At 59.9% G+C, this 25,239-nt stretch carries 26 protein-coding genes; 6 read left to right on the top strand and 20 right to left on the bottom strand.

Annotation, left to right across the window (positions count from 1 at the left end; all coding sequences use genetic code 11):
* From B9Z52_RS08105 to B9Z52_RS18115, 4 genes are all read right to left on the bottom strand, one after another.
* Window positions 1-1,077 carry an AbrB family transcriptional regulator gene (locus B9Z52_RS08105; RefSeq protein ID WP_108413351.1) on the bottom strand — a complete coding sequence of 359 codons (1,077 nt, stop codon included), beginning with the start codon at window positions 1,075-1,077 and terminating at the stop codon, window positions 1-3.
* A 63-nt stretch (window positions 1,078-1,140) separates the two neighbouring features.
* Window positions 1,141-2,475 (bottom strand): aminotransferase class III-fold pyridoxal phosphate-dependent enzyme, encoded by a 1,335-nt coding sequence (locus B9Z52_RS08110; RefSeq protein WP_108413352.1) that lies wholly within the window; start codon window positions 2,473-2,475, stop codon window positions 1,141-1,143.
* Between the two features lie 150 nt (window positions 2,476-2,625).
* Complete coding sequence (locus B9Z52_RS08115) at window positions 2,626-3,027, bottom strand: hypothetical protein (protein ID WP_146182809.1); 402 nt, start codon at window positions 3,025-3,027, stop codon at window positions 2,626-2,628.
* Between the two features lie 250 nt (window positions 3,028-3,277).
* A complete protein-coding gene (locus B9Z52_RS18115) occupies window positions 3,278-3,712 on the bottom strand; it encodes a hypothetical protein (protein WP_146182810.1) in 435 nt (144 codons plus the stop codon).
* Window positions 3,713-3,936: 224 nt separating this feature from the next.
* Here B9Z52_RS18115 and purU point away from each other — a divergent pair, with 224 nt between their 5' ends.
* Window positions 3,937-4,785, top strand: a complete 849-nt coding sequence (purU, locus tag B9Z52_RS08125) for a formyltetrahydrofolate deformylase (RefSeq protein WP_108413355.1) — start codon at window positions 3,937-3,939, stop codon at window positions 4,783-4,785.
* Window positions 4,786-4,792: 7 nt separating this feature from the next.
* Window positions 4,793-5,668: a LysR substrate-binding domain-containing protein gene (locus B9Z52_RS08130; protein ID WP_108413356.1), complete on the top strand. Its 876-nt coding sequence runs from the start codon at window positions 4,793-4,795 to the stop codon at window positions 5,666-5,668.
* A 129-nt stretch (window positions 5,669-5,797) separates the two neighbouring features.
* On the opposite strand, the gene secF is transcribed toward B9Z52_RS08130, so the two are convergent.
* From secF to yajC, 3 genes are all read right to left on the bottom strand, one after another.
* Window positions 5,798-6,748, bottom strand: coding sequence for a protein translocase subunit SecF (secF, locus tag B9Z52_RS08135; protein ID WP_108413357.1), 951 nt, complete (start codon window positions 6,746-6,748; stop codon window positions 5,798-5,800).
* 12 nt (window positions 6,749-6,760) lie between these two features.
* The gene (secD, locus tag B9Z52_RS08140; RefSeq protein ID WP_108413358.1) at window positions 6,761-8,638 is read right to left on the bottom strand and encodes a protein translocase subunit SecD; all 1,878 of its coding nucleotides are present in this window, start codon (window positions 8,636-8,638) and stop codon (window positions 6,761-6,763) included.
* Between the two features lie 70 nt (window positions 8,639-8,708).
* A complete protein-coding gene (yajC, locus tag B9Z52_RS08145; protein ID WP_108413359.1) occupies window positions 8,709-9,041 on the bottom strand; it encodes a preprotein translocase subunit YajC in 333 nt (110 codons plus the stop codon).
* 164 nt (window positions 9,042-9,205) lie between these two features.
* Between yajC and B9Z52_RS08150 the strand changes: the two genes are divergently transcribed.
* On the top strand, window positions 9,206-10,063 hold the full coding sequence (locus B9Z52_RS08150; protein ID WP_233251887.1) for a DMT family transporter: 858 nt from the start codon (window positions 9,206-9,208) through the stop codon (window positions 10,061-10,063).
* A gap of 3 nt (window positions 10,064-10,066) precedes the next feature.
* Here the strand turns inward: B9Z52_RS08150 and B9Z52_RS08155 are convergent, their stop codons facing one another.
* From B9Z52_RS08155 to phaP, 3 genes are all read right to left on the bottom strand, one after another.
* Entirely contained in the window at window positions 10,067-12,124 is a 2,058-nt protein-coding gene (locus B9Z52_RS08155; RefSeq protein WP_233251888.1) for a TonB-dependent receptor, read from the bottom strand.
* An 8-nt stretch (window positions 12,125-12,132) separates the two neighbouring features.
* On the bottom strand, window positions 12,133-12,921 hold the full coding sequence (locus B9Z52_RS08160) for an enoyl-CoA hydratase/isomerase family protein (protein WP_108413580.1): 789 nt from the start codon (window positions 12,919-12,921) through the stop codon (window positions 12,133-12,135).
* A gap of 74 nt (window positions 12,922-12,995) precedes the next feature.
* On the bottom strand, window positions 12,996-13,553 hold the full coding sequence (phaP, locus tag B9Z52_RS08165; RefSeq protein ID WP_108413361.1) for a TIGR01841 family phasin: 558 nt from the start codon (window positions 13,551-13,553) through the stop codon (window positions 12,996-12,998).
* A 185-nt stretch (window positions 13,554-13,738) separates the two neighbouring features.
* Here phaP and B9Z52_RS08170 point away from each other — a divergent pair, with 185 nt between their 5' ends.
* Window positions 13,739-14,335, top strand: a complete 597-nt coding sequence (locus tag B9Z52_RS08170) for a hypothetical protein (protein ID WP_108413362.1) — start codon at window positions 13,739-13,741, stop codon at window positions 14,333-14,335.
* Window positions 14,336-14,350: 15 nt separating this feature from the next.
* On the opposite strand, the gene B9Z52_RS08175 is transcribed toward B9Z52_RS08170, so the two are convergent.
* The 9 genes from B9Z52_RS08175 to B9Z52_RS08215 all read right to left on the bottom strand — a co-directional run bounded on the left by B9Z52_RS08175 (window position 14,351) and on the right by B9Z52_RS08215 (window position 22,246).
* Window positions 14,351-15,310 carry a type II secretion system F family protein gene (locus B9Z52_RS08175; protein WP_108413363.1) on the bottom strand — a complete coding sequence of 320 codons (960 nt, stop codon included), beginning with the start codon at window positions 15,308-15,310 and terminating at the stop codon, window positions 14,351-14,353.
* A 14-nt stretch (window positions 15,311-15,324) separates the two neighbouring features.
* Complete coding sequence (locus tag B9Z52_RS08180; RefSeq protein ID WP_108413364.1) at window positions 15,325-16,302, bottom strand: type II secretion system F family protein; 978 nt, start codon at window positions 16,300-16,302, stop codon at window positions 15,325-15,327.
* Entirely contained in the window at window positions 16,299-17,699 is a 1,401-nt protein-coding gene (locus tag B9Z52_RS08185; protein WP_108413365.1) for a CpaF family protein, read from the bottom strand. Before B9Z52_RS08185 ends, B9Z52_RS08180 begins: the two co-directional genes overlap by 4 nt.
* A complete protein-coding gene (locus tag B9Z52_RS08190) occupies window positions 17,692-18,873 on the bottom strand; it encodes an AAA family ATPase (RefSeq protein ID WP_146182811.1) in 1,182 nt (393 codons plus the stop codon). The genes B9Z52_RS08185 and B9Z52_RS08190 overlap by 8 nt, the downstream gene beginning before the upstream one ends.
* 8 nt (window positions 18,874-18,881) lie before the next feature.
* Window positions 18,882-19,199, bottom strand: coding sequence for a hypothetical protein (locus B9Z52_RS08195; protein ID WP_146182812.1), 318 nt, complete (start codon window positions 19,197-19,199; stop codon window positions 18,882-18,884).
* Window positions 19,196-20,470: a type II and III secretion system protein family protein gene (locus tag B9Z52_RS08200; RefSeq protein ID WP_233251889.1), complete on the bottom strand. Its 1,275-nt coding sequence runs from the start codon at window positions 20,468-20,470 to the stop codon at window positions 19,196-19,198. The genes B9Z52_RS08195 and B9Z52_RS08200 overlap by 4 nt, the downstream gene beginning before the upstream one ends.
* A 132-nt stretch (window positions 20,471-20,602) precedes the next feature.
* A complete protein-coding gene (gene cpaB, locus B9Z52_RS08205) occupies window positions 20,603-21,469 on the bottom strand; it encodes a Flp pilus assembly protein CpaB (RefSeq protein WP_108413369.1) in 867 nt (288 codons plus the stop codon).
* Window positions 21,470-21,491: 22 nt separating this feature from the next.
* The gene (locus B9Z52_RS08210) at window positions 21,492-22,028 is read right to left on the bottom strand and encodes a prepilin peptidase (protein WP_158270524.1); all 537 of its coding nucleotides are present in this window, start codon (window positions 22,026-22,028) and stop codon (window positions 21,492-21,494) included.
* A 29-nt stretch (window positions 22,029-22,057) separates the two neighbouring features.
* The gene (locus B9Z52_RS08215) at window positions 22,058-22,246 is read right to left on the bottom strand and encodes a Flp family type IVb pilin (RefSeq protein ID WP_108413371.1); all 189 of its coding nucleotides are present in this window, start codon (window positions 22,244-22,246) and stop codon (window positions 22,058-22,060) included.
* Window positions 22,247-22,526: 280 nt separating this feature from the next.
* Between B9Z52_RS08215 and B9Z52_RS08220 the strand changes: the two genes are divergently transcribed.
* A complete protein-coding gene (locus B9Z52_RS08220) occupies window positions 22,527-22,961 on the top strand; it encodes a TadE/TadG family type IV pilus assembly protein (protein ID WP_233251890.1) in 435 nt (144 codons plus the stop codon).
* Window positions 22,958-24,004 (top strand): TadG family pilus assembly protein, encoded by a 1,047-nt coding sequence (locus tag B9Z52_RS08225; protein WP_108413373.1) that lies wholly within the window; start codon window positions 22,958-22,960, stop codon window positions 24,002-24,004. Before B9Z52_RS08220 ends, B9Z52_RS08225 begins: the two co-directional genes overlap by 4 nt.
* Here B9Z52_RS08225 and B9Z52_RS08230 read toward each other — a convergent pair.
* Window positions 23,997-25,229, bottom strand: coding sequence for a Fic family protein (locus B9Z52_RS08230; RefSeq protein WP_108413374.1), 1,233 nt, complete (start codon window positions 25,227-25,229; stop codon window positions 23,997-23,999). The genes B9Z52_RS08225 and B9Z52_RS08230 overlap by 8 nt on opposite strands.
* Between the last annotated feature and the right edge of the window lie 10 nt (window positions 25,230-25,239).

Below are 25,239 nucleotides of genomic sequence, written 5' to 3' on the forward strand. Positions count from 1 at the left end.
TCAGGCGGTTTTTTCATGGGCCAGCACCCATTGAAACAAGGGGCCCACCAGCATCAGCACCGCCACCAGGCGGCACACCTGAAACGCTGTGACCACCGGCACCCCGAGCTGCAAAACTTTGGCGGTGATCGCCATCTCGGCAATACCGCCGGGCGCGGTGCCCAAAATCATGGTGGCGGGGTGCAAACCGGTCAACCAGGCCATCAGCAGACCAAAGCCCAAAGACAGCGCCATCATCACAAACGTCCCGCCTGCCGCCGACAGCAGCCATTGGGGTGCCGTGTGGATGAACTCACGGCGAAAGCGCACGCCCAGGCTGATGCCGATCACCAGCTGGGCAGCATTCGACAAGCCATTGGGCACGGCCGACCATTCCACCCCCGACAAGGTCAAGCCCATCGACACCAGCAACGGCCCCATGAACCAAGGGTTGGTGCGTTTGACCAGCACCATCGCGCCCGCACCGGCGGCGGTGGCCAGCGCCAGCCACAGCAAGCCCGGCCATTGTGCGATCCGCGGGCCGGGCAACAAACTCGCATCGACATGCAAGCCCCAGCGGTGCTGCGCCCACTGCATGCCAAAAGGCACAGCGATCACCACGCACAGCAGCCGCACGCTGTGCGCCGCCGCCACCAGATCGGTCCGGGCGCCATGCCGCTCGGACAGCAAGGTCATCTCGGAGGCCCCACCAATCGCGCTGGAAAAATAGGTGGTGGCCCGCAAAGCACGCGGCGACAGCTGCGCAAAATCCGCCGCATGCTGGCGATGCAACCACATGCCAAACCAAGCGCCCAACAACAAGGCCCAGGCAATGGCCAACACGATCGCCCACCACAGGCTCACCACCAAGGCGCTGACCTGCGGCGTGAAATACAAGCCCAAAGCCGCACCGATCACCCATTGCCCCGCATTGCGCAGCCGGCCTGAACTGCGCGTGGGCAAGCCCGACATGGACGCCAGCGCCGTGACGATCAAAGGCCCCAGCATCCAGGGAATCGGCGTGTGCAGCCACAGGCACAGCTGCGCCGCGCACCACGCGGCCAGCAGCGTCAATCCCGTTCGAAGAACTGCGTTCATGCCTCGCAGGTCAAGCTCGAGTCGCCATCGTCGCAGCCGAAGCTCCGACCTGCGGAGTCAAGCTCACGCATGCCGGCGGATGCTGTCGGCCACGGTCTGCACGATCTGGTCGATGTGCGCGTCTTCCACGATGTAAGGCGGGCAAATGACGATGTTCTCGCCAGCAGGCCGCACCCACACGCCTTTGTGGAAGCAGTCCATGAAGATGTCATAGGCCCGCTTGCCGGGCGAGCCCGCGATGCTGGCCAGCTCCACCGCCCCGGCCAAGCCCAGCGTGCGGATGCCGATCACGTTGGGCAGGCCCTTGAAGGCGCTGTGCATCGCATCGCCCAGCACGCGGCCTTGCTGGCCTGCGCGGGCAAACAGGTTCTCTTCCTTCATCAGGTCCAGGGTGGCAATGGCCGCCGCACAAGCCACGGGGTGGCCGGAGTAGGTGTAGCCGTGGAAAAACTCAATGGCATGCTCAGGCGCGTTGGCGCTCATCATCGCGTCGTAGATGAAGTCACGGCAGATCACGCCGCCCAGCGGGATCACGCCATTGGTCACGGCCTTGGCAAAGTTCAGCATGTCGGGCACCACACCGTAGTAGTCCGCACCAAAGTTCACGCCCAGGCGGCCAAAGCCGGTGATGACCTCGTCAAAAATCAGCAAGATGCCGTGCTTGTCGCAAATCTCGCGCAAGCGCTTCACATAACCTTGGGGTGGGATGTACCAGCCCGCGCTGCCCGCGATCGGCTCGACGATCACAGCGGCAATGTTGCTCGGGTCGTGCAACACCAGAATGCGGTTTTCCAGCTCCAGCAGCGGGTCTTCGGCCCAGACGGGTTCTTCGTGGTGGATGTAGGCGTGGTTCACCGGATCGTGGATGAAGCGCATGTGGTCCACACGCGGCAAGAGCTGCGCGCCATACACCTTGCGGTTGGCCGGCAGGCCGCCCACGCTCATGCCGCCGAAGTTGACGCCGTGGTAACCCTTTTCACGGCCAATGAACACATTGCGGTGGCCCTCACCCCGAGCACGGTGGTAGGCCAGGGCAACCTTCAGCGCGGTGTCGGCCGCCTCAGAGCCCGAATTGCAAAACAGCACCTTGTTCAAGTCACCCGGCGCCATGGCGGCGATCATCTCGGCGGCTTTGAATGCCTTGTCGTTGCTGGCCTGAAAAGCCGTGGCGTAGTCCAGCGTGTCCAGCTGCTTTTTGATGGCCTCGTTGATCGGCTTGCGGTTGTGTCCTGCGCCCACACACCACAGGCTGGAGATGCCGTCGATGACCTTTTTGCCATCGTGGGTGGTGAAGTGCATGCCCTCAGCGCCCACGAACACCCGGGGGTCATTGCGGAAAGTGCGGTTGGGCGTGAAGGGCAACCACTGGTTGTCCATGTTCAAGTCGGTGTGGGCCACGGCAAAAGTCCTTGAAATCAGTTCAGCCAAGCAGTTTAAATGGCGCACCGTCAGTGAGCAGCGCTTTAGCGACATTGGCAGAACTCTTTGAGCGTCTTGCCCACATCGCCCTATTGATCCGGCACACGGAAGTTAGAAATTTTTACTCCCTCACAGCGTTGATCGGTGTGATCCTGGCCTGTGCGGCCAAGCTGGCAAAAGCCGCATTGGCCAAAGCGTTGGCGTCAAGCCCTCTTGCTTACCATCCCATTTGTCATGCGTCAGTTTGACGGGCTGACAGTTGACGTCATAGCGCTGGGCCAGCTCCTTCAGGTAGCCCTTGCCCGGTTGGCTCGACAGGGTGGCGATATGACTCATGAACTCGCCCTCAGGAATCTGCACACTGACGCCGCCAGACGCTTTGAAGGGCGTGTTGACCGTGCCGCTGAAGCTGCGCAGCGTCAGCGTTTCGGTTTTACTGCCTTGGTTGATATGCTTTTGCCAGACGACGCAGTTGGACTCTTTGGTGCGCTGGTGGAACACCTCTGTCTTGACGCCTTCCAGCGCATCCACATTCACGGCTTTGACATCTCGCCAAGGGCGGTCGTGGCAATTGGTCCAGGTAGTTGTTTCGCCCCAACAGGTCCTATTCCAGCCTGTCGATGTGGCCGCGTTCACCCTGTCGGTCATCACGGTCTCCAGCCTCACATGGCCCAGGGCTTGCAGTGAGGCTGTGCCCTCGAAGACAGTTTTGGGAGAATGCCACGCGATGGGGGGATTGGTACCCCAATATGCGTGTCAATATGACAAAGTCGACTTCTGCTCAAGCACCGCAGTTGAACTTAAATCCAAACAGTTCATAGGGTTGCAGCCCGTTGAATGAAGTGCCCTGCAAAACGTCCGTCCGCGTGTAGCCTTGACCATCCAGAACAAACAATTTTGTACCTGAACAAGCCAGCGTGCGCACCGGCGTCGTGGCCAATGTGCAACCTGTCGATGGCACACGCGCAATGCCATCATAGAAAATGCATGACAGAGTGATCGCTTCGCCTGGGGCAGCGGGACATCCGCTCAAGCATTGACACTGCGAACAATCGCCTGCTAGGCAGAGGTTGGCCGTGACTTCGGATTTACACACATGGCTTGTTGGTCCCACGCTGATGTTTGCGGTGTAAGAGTCACTGCTTCCACCTCCGCCACAGGCTGTCATCAAGAAAAAAGTACCGAGGGTGATGAAAAGTTGGGTTATGCGTTTCATGACAATAAAATAGTTTAAAAGTATTCATTTTATTATCAAAAAAGTCAGTTACATGCTTTAGTGAATCACACCATCAACTTGTCTTCTGCTTGAACTCCCCACTGCCTTCTGGCGCTTGAAACCACTGCATGCTCTGGTCTCTACAATAAGTACAAGCTGCAGAGCCAACCATTGCTGCGCAATGACCTGTCACCTGCTCAAGCCTTGTAAGTACCTTTCCATCCATGACCACCACCTATATCCTGACCCTCTCCTGCCCCGACCGCACCGGCATCGTGCATGCTGTGTCGGGTTTTTTGCTGGAGCGCGGGGGCAACATCGAAGAAGCGGCCCAGTACAACGACCACGACACGGGTCTGTTTTTCATGCGCGTTCAGTTTGCCTGTGATCAGGCAAACGCCGACACGCTGAACGCGCAGTGGGGCGAATTTGCCCAAACTTTCGCCATGAAGTGGGACCTGCACGCCACCACCCAGCCCATGCGAACGGTGATCATGGTCAGCAAAGAAGGCCATTGCCTGAACGACCTGCTGTTCCGCTGGAAGAGTGGCCTGCTGCCGCTGGACATCCGCGCCATCGTGAGCAACCACCGCGAGTTCTACCAACTGGCCGCCAGTTACAACGTGCCCTTTCACCACATCGCGGTGACCAAAGACAACAAGGCACAAGCCGAAGCCCGCCAGCACGAGATCATCCAAGCCGAAGGCGCCGAGCTGGTGGTGCTGGCGCGTTACATGCAGATCCTCTCGGATGACCTGTGCCGCAAACTGGCCGGTCGCGCCATCAACATCCACCACTCGTTCTTGCCCAGCTTCAAGGGTGCCAAGCCTTACTACCAAGCGCACGACCGGGGCGTGAAACTGATCGGCGCCACCGCCCACTATGTGACCGCCGACCTGGACGAAGGTCCGATCATCGAGCAGGACGTGGCCCGTGTGGACCACAGCAAAACCGTCGAAGACCTGACCACGCTGGGCCGCGACACCGAAAGCCAGGTGCTGGCCCGCGCCGTGAAATGGCACAGCGAACACCGCGTGCTGATCAACGGCCACAAAACCGTGATCTTCAAGTAAGCCCCGCATGTCTGTCGCTTCCCGCATCCCACCTATCCAGTGCTTACTGACCTTTGAGGCCCTGGCGCGATTGCGCAGCGTGACGCAGGCCGCTGAAGAGTTGTGCGTGACGCCCAGCGCGGTGAGCCACCGGGTCAAGCAGCTGGAGCAAATCATCGGCACCAAGCTGTTTGGCCGGGCCGATTTTTCACTCACCACCGAAGGCATCGAATACCTGGCCCATGTGCGCGAAGGTCTGGTCTCGCTGCAGCGCTTTCCCAGCGCCAGCAACACGCCTGGCCGCCGCAAACTGCGCCTGGCGGTCACGCCCACCTTTGCCCGGTCGGTGCTGATGCCGCGCCTCAAGCACTTTCTGGACGCCTACCCCGAGATCGACATCACCATGCAGGTGAGTATTCCCTTGCTGGACGTGGTGGCCGAAGACGCCGACCTGACCGTGCGCTTTGGCACCGGACGCTATTCGGATGTGGAACACGTCTGCCTGGCCAAGGACGAAGTGACACCGCTGGCATCCCCAGCTTGGCTGCGCGAAAACGGCCCCTTCACCAGCGTCGAAGACCTGCAAGGCCAGCCCCTGCTGCGCAGCCCGCTGGAGCCCTGGCGCACCTGGTTTGCCGCGCACGACCTGGACTGGCCCGAGCCGGTGGACGGCTCCTCGTTCAACGACATCGGCCTGATGTGCGACGCCGCCGCCCAAGGCCTGGGCATTGGCCTGATCCGCACCAAGCTGGGCGCACCCTGGCTGGAAAACGGCCAGCTGGTTCGCCTGTTTGAGCGCAGCGTGCCCAGCCCCCACGCCCACTACCTGTGCTGGCGCACCGGCACCATGGAACGCTGGGAATGCGCCACCTTTGCCGACTGGCTCAAAAGCGTCTTGGCGTGAACACTGCAAAGGCATAGCACTGTTCCTGCCGCAGCAGCAGCTGCCGCCGCCGCCCTCGTTAAAACTCAAGCCAGCGCAAGCTCCAAAACAAAGGGCACCCGAAGGTGCCCTGGTTTGCTTGGCGGATTCTCAGACCACAGCGCCTGCGTTTTCGTCGCTCGGATCGTTGTCCTTCTTGAGCGGCTTGATCAGGTCTTCGCGCTGTATGCCCAGCCACATGGCAATGGCCGCGGCCACGAACACCGACGAGTAAATGCCAAAGCAAATGCCAATGGTCAAAGCCATGGCGAAGTAGTGCAGCGTCTCGCCACCGAAGAGCAACATCGACAACACCATGATCTGCGTGCAGCCGTGGGTGATGATGGTGCGGCTGATGGTGGAGGTGATCGCGTTGTCGATGACTTCGACCGTGCTCATCTTGCGAAAGCGGCGGAAGTTCTCGCGGATCCGGTCAAAAATCACCACCGATTCGTTGACCGAATAACCCAGCACCGCCAACACAGCGGCCAACACCGCCAGCGAGAACTCCCACTGGAAGAAAGCGAAGAAGCCCAAGATGATGATCACGTCGTGCAAGTTGGCAATGATGGCCGAGACGGCGAACTTCCACTCGAAACGGATGGCCAAGTACAGCACGATGCCAATCACCACAAAGGCCAGCGCCTTCAATCCGTCGTGGGCCAATTCGTCGCCCACTTGAGGGCCCACAAACTCGGTGCGACGCAAGGTCACCTCGGCATTGTCGGCCTTGAGCGCGCTCAGCACTTTTTCGCTTTGCTGCGCCGAGCTCACGCCCTTTTGCGCAGGCAGGCGGATCATCACGTCGCGTGCGGTGCCGAAGTTCTGCACTTGCACTTCACTGAAACCCAAGGTGCCCACCGTGGCACGCACCTTGTTCAGGTCCGCTGGCTGGCTGTAACTGACTTCCATCAGCGTGCCGCCGGTGAATTCCACCGACAGGTGCAGGCCCTTGCTGAACAGGAAAAACACCGCCAACGCGAAGGTCACGAAAGAGACCGCGTTGAAGACCAACGCGTTCTTCATGAACGGGATGTCTTTTTTGATTTTGAAAAATTCCATGATCTGTTCCCCTTAATCGGCCTTCACCGCAGAGCCGCCGTCAGGCCGCCACACGGTGCCAATCGACACCGACTTGAGTTTCTTCTTGCTGCCGTACCAGAGGTTCACCAAGCCACGTGAGAAGAACACGGCCGAGAACATGCTGGTCAAAATGCCGATGCAGTGCACCACCGCAAAGCCGCGCACCGGACCGGAGCCAAAGGCCAGCAAGGCCACACCCGCAATCAGCGTGGTGATGTTGGAGTCAAAAATCGTGGCCCAGGCGCGGTCGTAACCGGCATGGATGGCCGCTTGCGGGCTGGCGCCGTTGCGCAGCTCTTCACGCACACGCTCGTTGATCAGCACGTTCGAGTCGATGGCCATGCCCAAAGCGAGCGCCATCGCGGCCATGCCGGGCAGCGTCAATGTGGCTTGCAGCATCGACAAAATCGCCACCAAGAACAAAAGGTTCACCGCCAGCGCAATGCCCGACACCAAGCCAAACATCGCGTAGTACAGGCACATAAAAGCCACGATCACCAGGAAACCCCAGGTCACGCTGTTGAAGCCCTTGGCGATGTTCTCGGCACCCAAGCTGGGGCCGATGGTGCGCTCTTCGATGATCTCCATGGGCGCGGCCAGCGAACCGGCACGCAGCAGCAGCGCGGTGTCGTTGGCTTCGGCCGTGGTCATGCGGCCCGAAATCTGCACCCGGCCGCCCCCGATTTCGCCCCGAATCACCGGCGCGGTCACGACTTCGCCCTTGCCTTTTTCAAACAGCAAGATGGCCATGCGCTTGCCGATGTTGTCACGCGTCACGTCCTTGAAGATGCGGGCACCCTTGGCGTCCAGCGTCAAGTTGACCACGGGTTCTTGGGTCTGGCTGTCAAAGCCGGGCTGCGCATCGGTCAGGTTGTCACCCGTGAGCACCACTTGTTTTTTGACAATCAGCGGACGGCCTTCGCGCTCCAGGTAACGCTCGGCACCAAAAGGCACGATGCCGCCTTGCTCGGCCGCACGCGCTTCGGTGCTTTCGTCCACCATGCGCACTTCCAGCGTGGCGGTGCGGCCCAGAATGTCCTTGGCCTTGGCCGTGTCCTGCACGCCGGGCAGCTGCACCACGATGCGGTCCAGGCCTTGCTGCTGGATCACCGGCTCGGCCACGCCCAGTTCGTTGATCCGGTTGTGCAAAGTGGTGATGTTTTGCTTCAAAGCCTGCTCTTGCACCCGGCGGGCGGCTTCGGGTTTGTTGCTGGCGATCAGGCGGAACTCGGCGCCATCGGCCACGTCCTGCGTTTGCAGGTCAGGAAACTGGGCCGACAACAAACGCTTGGCCGCTTCGAGCTGTTGCGCATCGCGCAAGCGGATTTCGACGTTTTGGCCATTGCGGCTGATGCCGCCGTGGCGAATGTCTTTCTCGCGCAGCAAGCTGCGCAGGTCGCCGGTGAGCGCCTCCACGCGCTGCGTCAGGGCCGCCTGCATGTCCACTTGCAGCATGAAGTGCACACCACCGCGCAAGTCCAGGCCCAGGTACATGGGCGCAGCGTGCAAGGCACCGAGCCACTCGGGCGAGCGCGAGACCAAATTGAGCGCCACCACAAACTGGGGATCGGCCGCATCCGGGATCAGGGCTTTTTGAACCGCATCCTTGGCCTTGAGCTGGTTGTCGGTGCTGTCAAAGCGGGCCCGGATGGAGCCGCCTTCGAGCGCCACGCTTTGGGCGCTCACGCCCGCGGCCTTGAGGGCGTCTTCGACTTTTTGCAGCGTGCCAGTGTCCACCTTGATGGTGGCCTTGCCCGAAGACACCTGCACCGCAGGGGCCTCACCAAAGAAGTTGGGCAGGGTGTAGACCACCCCCAGCAACAATGCGATCACGATGATCGCGTATTTCCAGACCGGGTAACGGTTCATAAGGACTCGCGTACAGGATGAAAAACCGGGGCGACAAGCGCCCCGCTGAAAAAGCCGAAAACGGACCGAATTACTTCAGGCTGCCTTTGGGCAAGACCTGCACCACAGCGCTGCGCTGCATCTGCACTTCGACGCCCGAAGCGATTTCCACGCTGATGTTGCTGTCACCGATTTTGCTGACCTTGCCCAGCAAACCACCAGCGGTCACGATTTCGTCGCCCTTGGCCAAGGCTTCGATCATGGTGCGGTGCTCTTTTTGCTTTTTCATCTGGGGGCGGATCATGACAAAGTACAGCACCGCAAACATCAGCAGCAAAGGCAGCATGCTCATCAGGGTGGACTGCATGTCGCCGCCAGCGGCAGCAGCAGGAGCGGTTTGGGCAAAGGCGGAAGAGATGAACATGGGTAACTCCACAAAAACGGGATCTCAGTCTTCTGCAAGCGCCCCCGGGGACGGCACTGCAGACCAACGGAGGATTGTATGCGGGGCTATGATCCCCCCCGAATGCACCTGGCCCCGCCGGGTTTTGCAAGCCCCTACCCAGCGGCCACCCCGAAAGTCTCGATTTGTCATTCCCCATCTGGCCCGTGGGCGCCTTGCTCGGCTCCCTGGTTTCCCTGTCCATTGGCACCTCGTTTGCCAAAAGCCTGTTCCCGGCCATCGGGGCCGGGGGCACCACGCTGTACCGGCTGGTGTTTGCCACGCTGATGCTGATGGCCTTTTGGCGCCCTTGGCGACGGCATTGGGTGTGGGCAGATGCCTGGCCGCTGGGCCTGTACGGCGTCACCTTGGGGGTGATGAACTTGCTGTTTTACAACGCCATCAAGACCATCCCCTTTGGCCTGGCGATCGCGATCGAGTTCACCGGCCCACTGGCCGTGGCCTTGTGGACCTCGCGCAGGGCCAGCGATCTGGTCTGGGTGGCGCTGGCGGTGCTGGGGCTTGGCATGATCTTGCCCATGCCCGGTGCCCACGATGCGCTCGACCCCATGGGCATTGGCTTTGCGCTGGCGGCTGGTGCCTGCTGGGCGATGTACATCGTCTTTGGCCAGCGCGTGGCCAAGCGCTATGGCACCATGGCCACGCCCATGGGCATGCTGGCGGCGGCCTTGGTGGTCACGCCCTTTGGCCTGTACGAGGCAGGCAGCGCCCTGCTGAACACCCAATGGTTGGCCGCCGGTCTGGCCGTGGCCCTGCTGTCCAGCGCCGTCCCTTACACCCTAGAGATGGTCGCCCTCCAACACCTGCCCAAAAACACCTTCAGCATTTTGCTCAGCCTGGAGCCTGCCGTGGGCGCCGTGGCAGGCTGGGTCGTGCTGGCCGAGCGACTGAGCCCCAGCCAATGGGCGGCCATGGGCTTCATCATCACGGCCTCGATGGGCAGTGCCTGGTCGGCCGGACAACGCAGCGCCAGCAGCCCATAAAGCTCAACCGAAGCGGTGGCTCCAACTCAGGCGCAGCAGGCGCGGCTCGGCCGGGTGAACGTGGCGGTCCCACACGGGGGCCAATTCCCCCGGCAGACGGGATGCATAAAAGTATTCGATGTCGTTGCTGCGGGCGTTGAACACATTGAACACGTCCAGACTCAGCCGGTTGCGCGCGTCCACGCGGTAGCCCACGCGCAGGTTGCCGGTCAGCGACGAAGCCGACTGGACCGAGCCGTCTTCCAGCAAAGGCCGGGGCCCGAAATAGCGCAGCCTGAAAGCCGCCGACCAGGGCCCCCAAGCGTCCAGCGTGATGCCCAGATTGGCCGTGGTGGTGACAGCACCCGGAATGAACGGGCCGGCCGCATCCCCATCGGTGAAGCGCGCCCGCGACCACGACAGGTCGGCGTCCAGCGCCACATGCTGGCCCACCCGCGCAAAGTGCCCCCACTCCAGCCCGGTGCGGCGCGAGGGGCGAGAGGGCTCGGTGGTGCCCGCATCGCCCACAAACAACAATTCCGAAGCCGTCTTCAATTGCCACAAGGACAAGGTCGATGTCCAGCCGGGCCGCACGGTCCAGCGCACCCCCAGCTCGGACGCCTGTGTGCGCACCAGTGGGCTGACCGGGTCCACCGGCTGGGTGGTGCCCCGCGCATCGTTGGAATGAAAGCCATACCCGTGGTTCAGGTACAGCTCGGCCTTTTCCCACGGCCCCAACACCAGCCCCAGCTTGGGCGAGGTCATGTGCGCGCTGGTTTGGCCCGAATGCTGAGGCAGACTCGACTGCACATCGAACTGGTAGGCATCGGCGCGCAGGCCCGCAATCGAGCGCAACCAAGGCAGCCAGCGCACCTCGTTTTGGAACCACAGCGCCGTGCTGCGCTGCCAGACTTGGTCTTGCCGCACGGTGCTCAGCACCTCGCGTGCTCGCGTGGCGTACAGGCCCACTGGCGAGATGTTGTCCTGACGGACCTGCAGGCCATAGCTGTTGTCCACCGCCTTGTCGCCCCATAGCGCAGGCACCGACTGCGACAGCGACAAACCCATCGCCTGCCGCTGCTCGCGCTGCATGAACTGGTCACCGGTGGGGCAGTGGATGCTGGGGTCGCTCAGGCAATATTGAAAGTTGGACCACAGATCGAGCGATGACTTCAGCCACCACGCACTGGCGCGTGTGCGCGAGTCGCCTTGCAGCCAAGACCATTCGCCCGACAGGCTGTAGCGCTGCGTTTGCCCGCCCGTGGTGCTGTCCAAGCTGCCAAAGCGGCCGATCAAGCCTTGGTCGATGGCACGCTGGGGCACCTGATCGGTCGACGTCCATTGGCTGCGGTAGGCCATGGCCGTGAGCGCAAAGCCGTTGAGCGCGCTGCCATCGCTGTAACGCAGCACCCCATTGAGCTTGCGCAAGTCCTCGGGTGTTTGCCAGGGGCCATCGTTGCGGAACATTTCCAGGCCGTACAAGAGCTTGCCCCGCCCGGCATCGGCAGCGGGGGAACCCGCCAACAAGATGCGCTGAAAGCCGCCCTGGCCCAAGGTGACTTGCGCCAAAGGGCTGTCCATTTGGCGCAGGTAGTCGATGTGCGCCGCACCCGCCGAGGCAAAGTCACCCACCTGCGCGTCGTAAGGTCCCTTTTGGTAACGCACCTTCTGAATCAGCTCCGGAATCAAAAAGTTCAGATCGGTGTAGCCCTGACCATGCGCATGGCTGGGCATGTTGACTGGCATGCCGGCCACAAAGGTGGCGAAGTCGGTGCCGTGGTCCAAGTTGAAGCCGCGCAAAAAATATTGGTTGGCCTTGCCGTCGCCCGCATGCTGCGTGACCATCAGGCCGGGCACCATCTCCATCACCTCGCCGGGGCGCAGCAAGGGCATGGCACGCAAACGCTCGCCCGAGACGATGCCTTCGCTGGCAGAACGCGCCAGGCCCGTCATGTTCTCCAGCTCGGCGCGCACCTCCACCGTGTCGGCGCCTTGCGCCTGCGCACAGGTGCACAGACCCACGCAGGCCGCAGCCCACAGCACACGGGCCAGCAACGGGCGCCAACGAAGGGGCATGGCCATCGGGGCGCTCAGCGCCCAACGAACACGGGTTTTCTGCGCTCGACAAAGGCGGCGCGGCCTTCGGCAAAGTCCACGCTGTCGCTGGTCATGTGCTCGCGGGCGCGCAAGCGCTCGGTGTCCATCTGGCCCGCCGCAATTTCGTTGATCGACTTCTTGGTCTCTTGCACGGCCAAAGGGGCGAGGGCCAAGATGTCGCTGACCAGCACTTGCAGCGTCGAAGCCCAATCGGCGTCCGTCACCAGGGACTCGAACAAGCCCATGGCGTTGAGCTGCTCGGCCGAGAAAGGCCGTGCCGTCAAAAACGCCCGCTTGGTGCCCGCCACGCCAAAGCGGCTGACATAGCGCTGCAAACCGCTGGGGTAGTAATGCAAGCCCAGCGCGGTGGCGGGCATGCGCCACTCGATGCCCTGCAGGCCGATGCGCAGGTCGCAGGCCAGCACCACATCGGTGGCGCCGCCGTACACGCTGCCATTCAAGGCGCAGATCGTCACCGGGCGCAGCTTGGCCAGTGCGTCGGGGATCTCTTCAAAAAAGGTCGCGCCATGCCCGGGTTCGTTGAAACCGCTGATGTCGTAGCCCGCGCAAAACACCGGCTTGGGCTGGCCTTCGGTGTTGGCCGTCAGCACCAGCACGCGCACCTGGGCGTTCTGGTTGACCTGCTCGAAATGCCCCAGCAAAGTCTTCAGATCCCCGTTTTCGAGCCGGTTGCGTTGCGCGGGGCGGTTCAAGGTGATGATGGCCACGCCGCCTTCGATGTGCAAGGCAGGGGCAGACGGCTGGGCAGGCAAGAGGGGCATGGGGGCATCCAGAAACAAAAAAGGCGTCCGAAGACGCCTTGATTGTAGAAAGCACTGCGAGAGTGCTTGTGGCATCAAGCCTTGGCTTTGGCCTTGCTCAGAGCGGCTTTGACCGAAGCTTCAGCTTGGGCAGTGGCGGCCTTGAGGTTGGACTCGGCGGTGTCAGCGGCTTGCTTGGCCACTTTTTTCAGGGTTTCAGCAGCGTTTTGACCGGCTTCGATGGCGGTCTTGATGGCGGCCACAGCAGCGTCAGAGCCAGCAGGTGCGTTCTTCAGGCTGTTCTCGACCAGGCTCTTGACCGCTTGCTCGGTCTCGGCGAACTTGCCTTCAACAGCCTTGGTGAACTCAGCGCCGGTGTTGTTGGCAATGTCGGTCAGGTGACGGCCATAAGACACGGCTTTTTCGAAAGCAGGCTGCACCAAGGCAGCTTGAGCGGCCAGCATGTCTTGGGGGTTCTTGGCAGCGAACAGGGCTTGTGCGTTGGCGAAAGACTCACCCACAGCGGCTTTGCCAGCGGCCATGTTCAGCTCGACCAGGCGTTCGAAACCGGCGAAAGCGGTTTGTGACAGGCCGGATGCGGCCTTCAGGTTGGCTTGTTGAGCGGCGACGAGTTGTTCAGCATTGAAGTTCATGGTGTGTTCCTTGGAAAGGTTTGTTGCGATGCAGCAATTTGAACACCGCCAGCGGGGCGACACAAGGGAAAACCCGCGCTTTAGAGGCGACACTCCAAATCAGGGGTGACAACGCACAGATGCCGGGCCAGGCCCAGCTCTTTACACTTGAGGCATCGGGCCATGTGGCCCATGAATGGGCGGGTATGGAACTTCTGAGTCTTTTGTTTTTATTGGGCGTGGGCATCCACTGGCTGAACAGTCAGGGTCAGCGCCAACGCACCGCCTTGCTGGCCGAGCACTTGCGCCCCTACCAGATCGAAAAGCACATGGCGCAACTGACCGAGGCCTACATGCGCGCATTGAGCGAGCCCGAGGCCGCACGGCAACAACAGATTTTGCAGCTGCAAGAAGTGGCCGAGCAACAGTTGGCCGAAGAATTCAAGGCCGTGGCCACCGAATTTGGGCGGCTGGCCGCGCCGGTGACACGCGGCTTCAAAATCGCGCTGCCCTTCATCGACCAGCTCTCGCCCAAAACCACTTTTGACATGCGCCGCCTGCTGGTCGTTCACGCACAAGGCATTGGCCGCGCCATCGCCCTGACACCAGAGGCGGCCAAAGAGCGCTCGTTTCGCATCATGGCCGAGATGTTTTTGATGCAGCACAGCTGCCATTGGTTCTGCAAATCCAAAACCATCGCCTCGGCCCGCATGCTCAGGCAGCACCAGACGCGCTACGAACAAGCGTTGGAAGCCGTCAGCCCTGAAACGCGTCAGGCCTATCTGGCAGTGGTTCAAGGCTGAGTCGGCGCAAAGCAGTCAAGCGCCCTGCGCGGTGGGTGCCAGAATTTCGTGGACACTGATCACCGCCGGGCCCAACAACACTGTGAGCAAAGCCGGGAACACGCAAAACACCAAAGGGATCAACAACTTGATGGGCAGCTTGGCCGCCGTTTCTTCGGCCAACAGCCGCCGCTTGGTGCGCAGCGACTCCGAATGGACTTGCAAAGACTCATGCACGCTGGTGCCCAACATGTCCGCCTGGATGAGCATCACCACCAAGGCCTCCACATCTTCCAGGCCAATGCGCGCGGACAGATGGCGCAGCGCATCGGCACGGCTGGCACCTGCGCGCAATTCGAGCCCGGTCAATTCGAACTCGTTGGACAGTTCGGGGCAGCTCAAATGCATTTCATGTCCGACGCGGTCAATGGCCGCGTCCAGCCCCAATCCGGCCTGCACACACACACGCATCAAATCGAGCGCGTCCGGAAAGGCATTGAACAAGGCTTGCTGATAACGCGCCACACGATGCGCCAAGATGGCATTGGGCAAGTAGTAGCCCAGCATGGCAAACACCAGCACAAGCGCCATGCCCGGGGCTTGTGACAAACTCACTTGGCTGTACCACAAAACACCTATCGCAATGCTGGGCAGTGCGAACGTCAGCACCGTCTTGCTGGCCAGATACACCAAAGGTGCCAAATGCGAATGGATGCCTGCGTTGTAAAAGCGCAGCCGCGAACTGAAGGTGTGTGAAGCGTCTTCGGGCTCTGTGGCCGATGACAAAGGCCCCAGCCAAGACAGGGCTCGTTGCAACTTGTCGCGCCACCTCTGCCAACGTGCAGACGGCTCTGTCAACACAAAGTGGGGCGTGTCTTTCAAACTGTCCAGACGCTGCGTCATGCCGCTGGGCATCAAGCCAGTCAACGCCCAATAGCTGAAACCGCACGTCAGCGCAAACACACAGGCATAAATCAAAATGAGCATCCAGGACATAGGCGACTTTCACTTCAAATTCGGACACTGACGAGCCGCTGCATCCAGATGACCCCCACCACAGCCAAGACCAAAGAACCCGTCAGCAGTTTCAAGCCCAAAGGGTCGGTCCACAGCTTGCCAATGAACTCGGGGTTGACCCAACTGAGCAAGGCGGCAATGGCAAATGGCAAGACCGACAAAATCCAGGCCGACAGCCGCCCTTCGGCCGACAACACTTTCACGGTGGCCGTGAGTTTGTGGCGATCCCGAATCAAAGAAGCGGTGCTGTTCAAAATATCGGCCAAATTACCGCCGGTTTCGCTCTGGACCATCGCCGCCACGACGAAGTAACGCACGCTGTCACTGGCGATGCGCTCGGCCAGATGCGGCAAAGCCACCTGCAGCGAAATGCCGAAGTTCATTTCATCAAACACTGTTTGCAATTCACTGGCCATCGGGTCGCGGGACTCTTTGGCCGCGATCAACAATGCCCCACTCAAGGCATGCCCCACTTGCAAGGCCCGAGCCATCATCTCCAGTGCGGCGGGCAACTGAAGGTCAATCTGCAACAAGCGCCGGCGTTTTCGGTACAACACATACCAAGCCAGCAAGACCCAGACCACAGGCATGAGCAAGAGCGCAGCCCAAACAGGCGCACCGGAGAAAAAAGCCACCGCAGCACCCGACACCGTGAAGACCAGAAACAAGCCAAAAGCCTGCGCCAAACTGATCTGCAAACCCGCCTGAATCAACACGCGATCCAGAGCCCTGATGAAAGAACTTTGCTGCAACCAAGCCTGCACGGCAGCGTTTTCACTCAAAAGACGCTTTTGCGACAAGCGGACAGCCGCCTCCACACCATCGTTTTTGGACACCACCCGCCAACGCTCATTCAAACGTTTGCGCCCGGGGCCCATGGTGGCGTCCCAAGTCATGATCAAACCCGCCACCAACAAAGCCACTGCCACGCCAACGACACAGAGGATCACCGCATAAAACATACCGCTCATGGGGCTGCTCCTTCGAGCGTGAACATCGCCGGGTTCAATTCGATGCCGCGCGTATGCAAGCGCTGTACAAACCTGGGCCGGATGCCCGTGGCCACAAAACGCCCTTGCACTTGCGCATCGCTCGACAGACCCGTTTGTTCGTATTTGAAAATTTCCTGCATCGTGATGACATCCCCCTCCATGCCGGTGATTTCCTGCATGCTGGTGATTTTTCTTTTGCCATCTGACAAACGGGAAACCTGAATCACCACCGTCAGCGCGCCCGCAATTTGCTGGCGCAAGCTGCGCGTATCGGTCTGCATGCCTGCCATGCCCAGCATGTGCTCCAGCCGCGTCATGGCGTGGCGTGGCGTGTTGGCGTGGATGGTGCTCATGGAGCCCTCATGCCCGGTGTTCATGGCCTGCAGCATGTCCATCACTTCCACACCGCGAACTTCACCCAAGATGATGCGGTCCGGGCGCATGCGCAAACTGTTGCGCAGCAGCGCGCGTTGCGACACCTCGCCCACGCCTTCCATGTTGGGAGGCCGGGTTTCCATGCGCACCACATGCGGTTGTTGCAACTGCAATTCGGCCGCATCCTCAATCGTGACAATGCGCTCGTTAGGGGGGATGCTGGCGGAGACCACATTCAGCAACGTCGTCTTGCCACTGCCTGTGCCCCCCGAGATCAACACATTGAGCTTGGCCCTGATCACGCCGTCCATCAAGCACGCCATGTCGGCAGTCATCGTGCCAAAGTCCAGAAGATCCTTCATGGTGTAAGGCACTACGGCAAATCGACGAATCGACAACAATGGACCATCAATGGCCAGCGGCGCAATGACCGCATTGACGCGCGAACCGTCGGCCAAGCGCGCATCGACCATGGGACTCATCTCGTCGATGCGCCGCCCCATGCGCGAAACGATTCGGTCAATCACGCGCAACAGATGCGCATCGTTTTCAAAGCGAATGAGCGTCAACTCGATCTTGCCGCGCCGTTCGACAAACACCTTGAACGGGCCATTGACCAAAATGTCGGAAACCGTCTCGTCGCTCAGCAAGGGTTCGATCGGCCCCAAACCCAGCATTTCATCCTGAATGCCCTGGCCAATTTGTATTCGCTCGACTTCATTCAAGACGAAATGGTTCTGCCCGATCAAACTCTCTGTCAGGCTTTTGAGCTCAGCGCGCAAGCGCTCAGGGGGCAGCTTTTCCAATCGGCGCAAGTCCATCTCTTCGAGGATTTGCCGGTGAATCTGCGACTTGATCTGATCAAACCTGATATTCGACAACTTGCTGGCGCCGACCGAATGCAGCCCCGGAAAATCGACCGTTCGGGCTTCAAACTGACGGCGAATGCTGGGCGGCACCACACTGTGCACAGCGTCGGTTTCGGTCAGGTTTTCAAGCATGAACGCCCACCCATCGTGACAGCCATGTTTTGTTTTTAGGCGGCTCTGTTTGCAGAAAATTCGCAACCACCAAACGCAAAGCATCGACCACCGGATTTTTGGGATGCATCTTGACCAAAGGCTGCCCCAAGTTGATGGACTCGCTCACCTCGTCGAAATGCGCAGGCAATGTCTGGGCCACAGACAAGCCAACGGCCTCCTCAATGCTTTTGAGGTCCACAAACCCTTTGCTGTCATAACGGTTGACCACCAAGCGCAATTTGTCGTCGCTGTAGGCCAAGGTTCTGAACAACTTGACCAAGCGCTTGGCGTCGCGCACCGAAGGCATGGTGTTGTCCATGACGAGGTACACCACATCGGCCATGTCCAGCGACTGGATCGCCAGCCCGTCCATCGCACGGTGAATGTCCAGCACGACCACCTCGTACCTTTGTCTGGCCAATTGCAGCACCTTCTCCAGCTGCTTGGTGGTCACTGACAAAGCCGTTTCAATGTCATGCGGCGCCGCCAGCAGCGCCAAGCCCGGCGCCACTTGGTGCATGCAACTCAACAGCAGCTGGCCATCAAGCCGCTCGATTTGTTGCGTCAAATCGCTGATGTTGTTTTTAACGCCACCGCCCCCCAGGTAAAAGGAAGCGTCACCGTACTGCAAATCCAGATCCAAAAATGCACATGTTTTTGAAAACTCACTGGCCATCAGGTACGCCATGTTCGTGGCCACAAAACTGGCGCCATTGCCACCTTTGCAAGACACAAACGCCGCCATCTTGCCCTTGGATCTGACATGGTCGGGTGAGTCCTGAAGCTTGCTTTGGTGAGAAGCACAGCGCTTGAACGCCTCACCGAGGGCGCCATCGTCCAAAGGCAAATTCAGCACCTCACGGACCCCGGCGCGCATGGCGCTGACCAGCAAAGTTTTGTCGGCGTTGTCCGTGATCAACATCACATACAACTGGGGGCGAACGAAGGTCAAGCCTTCGATCGCCTTGAGGTCGGCCATTTCATGGAACTGCGAACTCTCCACAATCAACACATCACCGGCCAAATCGGCCAAATCAAGGGCATGCACCGGCTGCCTCAGACTTTGGGTGTGCACCTCGATGCCTGCGGCAGACAAGCTCACCGCCACCGCTTTGGCCAAAGCGGCATTGGACAAAATCAAATCGGCATTCATGGCATTGCTCAACGCGCGCCCACATTGCCAACACCCGTGCCCACACCAATGTTCAAGACATTGACGGGCAGTGGCAGCACTTCAAAAGATTTTTGATACCGGTCCACCGCCGATTTGGCGATCACACCATCGGTGCCCGAGAGCAGTGGCACAGCCACTGGCGCAGTTGCATCCAACACTTGGGTATGTTGCGCTTGACGCACCGCTTCACCAAAGGTGGCATCGGGCGTCCAGGGCGACGATGCGCAGGCCCCCAGCGTCATCGTGGCCAACACCAGCATGCCCTTGCATGACCGCTCCAAAAGGCCCACATACAGATTTCTCATGGCTTGTCCTTTCCTTCCAGTTCGGCATCCATAAACAACTCGGTGCGTGTGGGTTGTTTGAAGTTGTCGGTGGGCAGCACCGTCCTCGCTGCGGTGGGCTTGACCAAGCGCGGCGTCACCACAAACAACAGCTCAGATTGCTCTTTTTGAAACGCCGTGCTGCGAAACAAAGCCCCCAAGACCGGCAACTCGCCCAGCAGGGGAAGCGCCTTGATCGACTCCGTCACGTTGCTCTTGATCAAGCCGCCGATGGCGAAGCTCTCTCCGTCACGCAGCTGCACCGTGGTCGATGCGCGCCGTGTCGTGATGGACGGCAGCAAACTGACTTGCCCGCCTGGACTTTGGATCGTGGTGCCGTATTGCGACAACTCAGACACCTCGGGTGTGACCCGCAAATTGATCAGCCCGTCTTCCAGCACTGTGGGCAAAAACTTCAGACCCACACCAAATTCTTTTTCTTCCAGAATGATCGAAGTGCCTCCCAGCCCGTTCGATTGCGGTACGGGAATGTAAATTCGCCCGCCCGCCAAGAACGATCCTTCCTGCCCATTGACCGCAGTGATGGTCGGCTCGGCCAACACTTTGACCAAGCCTTTTTTCATCTCAGCCGTCAAGGCGACGTTGTTGCCCGTGCGCGTGCTGGTGATGGTGGTGGAGCCGTTGGTCAACAACTGTGACAACAAATTCACCGATGCCCCACCAATGTTGCGTGTGAAGTTCAAGTCCACACCCAAATCTTCCAGCAAGGTCTTGGACACCTCGGCCACTTTGACCTCCAGCATCACCTGTTGTCCGCCTTCCACACGCAGCATGTTGATGGCCTTTTTGCCACCCGTAAACGCATCGGCCAAGCCCATGATCCGCTGTGCCTTCAGGGCATCGCTCACCTGTCCACGCACCACCAAAGTGTCGGCAACAGAATCCACGCTCACGCCCCCGGCGGTTGGCACCCACTCCCGCAGCTTGGACTGCAAGGCATCGGTATCCACATTCACCATGACATCGCGCAGGCTGGTGGCACCGCCCGCTGACCAGACGAACAAGTTGGTTGTGCCGGTTTTTTTGCCCAACAAATAAACTTCTTTGGGGCTCACCAACATCACATCGGCCACATCCGGATTGGCAATCGAGATGCGAACCGCCTTTTCGGGCAAACCCATGACCATCGATTTGCCAGCAGTCAAACGCACGGGCGCTTCTACCTGCACAGGGCCATGACCACCGGTGGCCACCACCGTGGCTTTGCTGCCATGCAAAGCCGCTTTGCCCATGGTGTTTACCCCGGAGGGCTCTGCCGCACAGACCATGCCAACCCAAAGACAAGCCAATACCACAGGCCCTTGACCCCACAAGGGCCTGGGCACACTTTTCGTTGTGTTGCGCTTATGAGGAAACTTCATCTCTTACTCCGTGGTTTTATTCAGTCCGCGAATGACTTCGGTCTTGTCCGTCATCGGGACGTTGCTTTTGCTGGCGTTGCTTGGCGTGCGCACGGGCTGCGCGCTCAGTTTGGCCACCTGTGTCTTGATGTTGGACATCGCACTGCTCAAGACACCCGTCAAACTGCTGGATGGACTTTCGCTGCCTTCGAGCAAATCGTCCTTGCGTGCCCCAAGGGTCGAGACGCTTTGCATGTCCACCTGGCTGCGCAACACCAATGACAAAGAGCCCACGCTGCGCGCCAGGTCGATCTTTTCGGCCTGCGCAGGTGTGACTTCCAGCGTGACGGCATTCACGACTTTGGGTTTGGTCTCCAGATTGGAGACGTCTTGTGCCACCGCCAGCACCTTGATGCGCTCAATCACGATCTTGGAGACCGCGCTGTTGTGTACATCCACGGTGTTGACCATCACATCCACAAAAGTCCCGGGCAAGGCAAATCCGGCCACACCCACAATTTCATTGACCTTCACGGTCACAGCACGTCGCCCCTCGTGCAGCACCGCTGACAAGCCCCCGGTCTCGCCGACGGCTGCCAACTTGGACATCAAGATCGGCTCGCCTCTGAACACAGGCACATTGACCACCCGGTCTGATGCCTGCTGAACCGAGGTCATGGGGTTTTTGATCGGGCTGGTGCTGGGCCAATCGACCACCTCCACCATGTTGGGCTGCAAACGTGTGCCAAGTTGCAAATCTTCCTTGCTCACCACCACATGGCTGGTCATGACCGAAGACTTGCTGTTGAGCCAGTACGCGGCCATCACCACCGCAGCGATGCCCATACCAAGGGCCAGCAACAGCATCACTGCGACGCGAATGTTTCTCATGTTTTTGTCTTTCTGATTGGCATTACCAAAACTTCAGCAGCAGGTGCGAGAAAGTGCCTGCACCGATGGCCAATGCATACGGCATCGAGCCGTGCACGGTGGTCGGCTCTGAGGTGACGGGCCAAGCACCACCGGCCAAAGAGAACATGCTGTTGCTCAATGACTGCCAAGTGCTGCGCAAGACTTCACGCAGCCGCGATGTCCAGATGGCCCAGATCAGAGACTGCACACCGCCTGCAATCAACACCGAGATGCACAACCCCAACACATCGGCCTGACCCAGAAACAAGCCCACAGTCGCCATGAGCTTGACGTCACCAGCGCCCATGGCGCCGATGACATGGAAAACGAGAAACACCAAAAGTGCCGCCAAGCCACCGGCCAATGCAGCGCTCAGGCCCACACCGCCTGCGGTCATGGACCACAGCAATGCCAGACCACTGGCCACGACCAGCAAGGCATTGGGAATCCTGCGTTGCGTCATGTCTTTCCACATGGCAATCAGCAAAACAAGGCCCAAGACCCACAAGCCGAACGAATGGGTGTTAAAGCTGTGCATGGTGACCCTCCTGGTGTTTCTCTGGACCATCAAGGCGTTGCGGCTGTGGTCAGCTTGGTGGCAATCGATGCAAAGATGGTTTTCAAATCACTGCCGATGGTGGTCACTGAGGCGGCGATGACCACCGAAATCAGGCCTGCAATCAGGCCGTATTCAATGGCCGTCGCGCCAGACTCATCGTTCAAAAATTGCGTTACAGCTGTTGTCCAGTTTTTCATGATGGAACTCCAAATCAAAAGTAATGAAACGTGATGGTTCACGCCGGTCCTGAAGGAATTTCCAAGCACCGTGGAGCAACTTTAAAAATCGAAAAGGCTTGGGTCTGTTCTCCAGCACACAAAAACCATGCATCTGTGCGACAGGCTTTGCAGCCCATCTTGGGAGTTTGTTTTTTGTGATGCTGTGTGTGCGCATGCACACCGAGTGGCGGGCGCAAGTGGCCTAAGGTGCGTGATCCATGCATGGCCACAGGGCCTTGCACGCACTCGGAGAAGACACATGCACCCACGTCACATGGCCATCCGGCGGCAGGCACAGCAGGGCGCTGCCGCCGTCGAATTCGCGCTCATCCTGCCCATCTTGCTGTTGGTTTTTTTGGGCATGGTTGAGCTGAGCCTGGCGTTGTACGACAAAGCCATCCTGACCAACGCCAGCCGAGAAGGTGCCAGAGCAGGCATCGTGCTGAGCTCACCCAAAATGACGGACACCCAAATCCGTGCGGTGGTGCTGAACTACACCAATGGCGGCCTGATCTCCTTGGGCACCACCACAGCACCCACCGTCACCGTCAGCCAGTCGAGCCCTGCCAGTTTCCCCAACCCCTTGCGCGTGACGGTGAGCTACACCTACAAAGGCTTGGGCGTGGGCACCATGCTGGGCGCGTTGGGCACGCCCATTGTTTTGACCAGCAGCACATCGATGGTGAACGAATGAGCACGCGCCCGTACCGCCCCCCACAACGCGGCTCGGTGAGCGTGATGGTGGCTTTTTTGCTGCCGATATTTTTGGGCCTGGCCGCTTTGGCCATCGATCTGGTTTACCTGCAGATCGTGCGCAACGAAATGCAAAACGATGCCGATGCCGCCGCGCTGACCGGCGCTGCGTATTTCTTTGATGGCACCAACGCCACGCCCAACTGGACCTTGGCCACCCAAAAAGCCCAAGTCGCGGTGACCACCAACACCGCCTCAGGCACCGCCCTGAAAACCGGCACGGTGGCCACCGGCTACTGGAACCTGGTGGACACCCCCAAAGTGCTGCAGTCTTTGCCCATGGTGCCCAAGGCCTACGATGCGCCGGCCATTCAAGTCAGCGTGGCCAAAACCGGCAGCACCAACGATGGCGAAGTGCCCACCTTCTTTGCGCGTTACTGGGGCATCGTGTCCAAGCCCATGCAGGCCACCGCCGTGGCCGGCTTGGCCAGCCCCAGCACCATCTTGCCCGGCGGCGTGTTCCCCATGGTGATCGCGCAATGCCTGTACGACAACTACTGGAACTTCAACGCCACACCGGCTGGCCCCAAGCTTGACCCGGCCACCGGCAAACCTTATGTCTTCAAGATTGGCAGTTCCTACCATTACGGCACCTGCGCATCGGGCGAATGGACATCTTTGCTGGACGACTCCAACAGCACTTCGGACATCAAAGAATTGATCGCCAACGGCAATCCGGTCGATTTGAGCATCGGTCAATCCATTTGGATACAGACCGGCGCCAAAGCCGCCGTCTTTGGCACCGTTCAAGCCTGCAGCGCTGCGGGCAACAAGAAATGCGAGTACGTGGTCATCCCCACCGTGACGACGGTCACCTCGCATTCCCGCACGCCCATCATTGCGTTTGCTTGCGTGCACATTCTGGACGCCAACCAGGGCGGCAAATACATCCAGGCCGAGATGAGCACCAAGTGCAAAGCCCCTTGGGGCACAGGCATCGGCCCCAACTACGGCGTGGTCTCGCCGCCGAGTTTGTTCAAGTGATTGGGGGCTGTGCTTCGGCCTCTGGCCATAAGCTTGGGAAGTAAAACCGCAGGGCGTGCTGTGGCACACCCAAACGCAATGCGCCATGCGGTGAGTCGGTTTCCAGCAGGCCACGCTTGAGCAAGGCCGACACTTGCGCCGAGGCCAGTCGCTCTCCCAAACCCAGCATGGCTTTGAAATCTGCGCGGTCCAACTCTGTCTGCGATGCAAACAAGTAGTGCAAAGCACGCAATGCTTCTCTACGCACACCCTGCTTGACCACGTTCTCCTCATAAGCCAGGCAGGCAGCCATGCGGTCCTTCATGCCATCGAGTGACAACAAACCAGACATGAAATCGACCTGATCCATGCACACGGACAACACGTATTCAACCCAGCGGATCAGGCCCAACTCGGTCAAGTTACCCCTTCCATCCAGATCACCCGCCCGGGGTTCATCGGCTGCAGCCAAATGCGCGTAATAAGCCTCTTGCGTGCGAGCAAAACCCCGCAATGGCGACCACAGCCCATTGGTCAGCCCCATGTGACCCAATACCAAATGGGTGTGCAAGCGAACGACCCGTCCATTGCCGTCGGCAAAAGGGTGCACCCACGCCAGTCGCTGGTGCGCCGCAGCCATGGCGACCAATTGCATTTCGCCACGTCGCAGTCCTGAATACACAGACGACCACCGAGCCAAAAAAGCTGGCAACGCAGCGGCTGCGGGTGCAGCATGGCGGCCCACGCTGACCTCGCGCTCACGCAGCGCACCTGGCCGCAGCGTCTGCCAGCCACCAGGTGCATCGATCTGCCGATCGGCCTCGGGCAAGCGGGCAAACAAGTCCTGATGAATCTCGCACACGGTCTGCGCCGCCCAGACTTTGTCCGCACCCCACGTGGGCCAAAGTACCTCCAGCTGCGATTCGGTGGCCATATGCGCCAAGGCCATTCGCTGGCGACGGGCCTTGTCAGCGTCCTGTGCGTAATCGTTGCGCAGAGCCTGCTCGATCTCTAGCGGCAGGGTGTGCTGCCCCTCAATCTTGTTGGAGTAATACGAATTCATCGCCCGCAAAGATGAGCGCAGCCCCGGCAGCGCCCCGCTTGGGCACCAACCCGACAAACGATCCGCCTTACGGATCAGGTCGTGGGCACGCTCCAGCAATGGCCCCATGCGGTGTTCAGCCGGCAGCAAAGGCTCCATCTGCGCAGGATGGTCGTACAGCTGAAATTTTTGCGACTTTGACATAAGCCGTAAG

It is taken from the genome of Limnohabitans sp. Jir72 (assembly GCF_003063575.1).
GTDB lineage: Bacteria > Pseudomonadota > Gammaproteobacteria > Burkholderiales > Burkholderiaceae_C > Limnohabitans_A.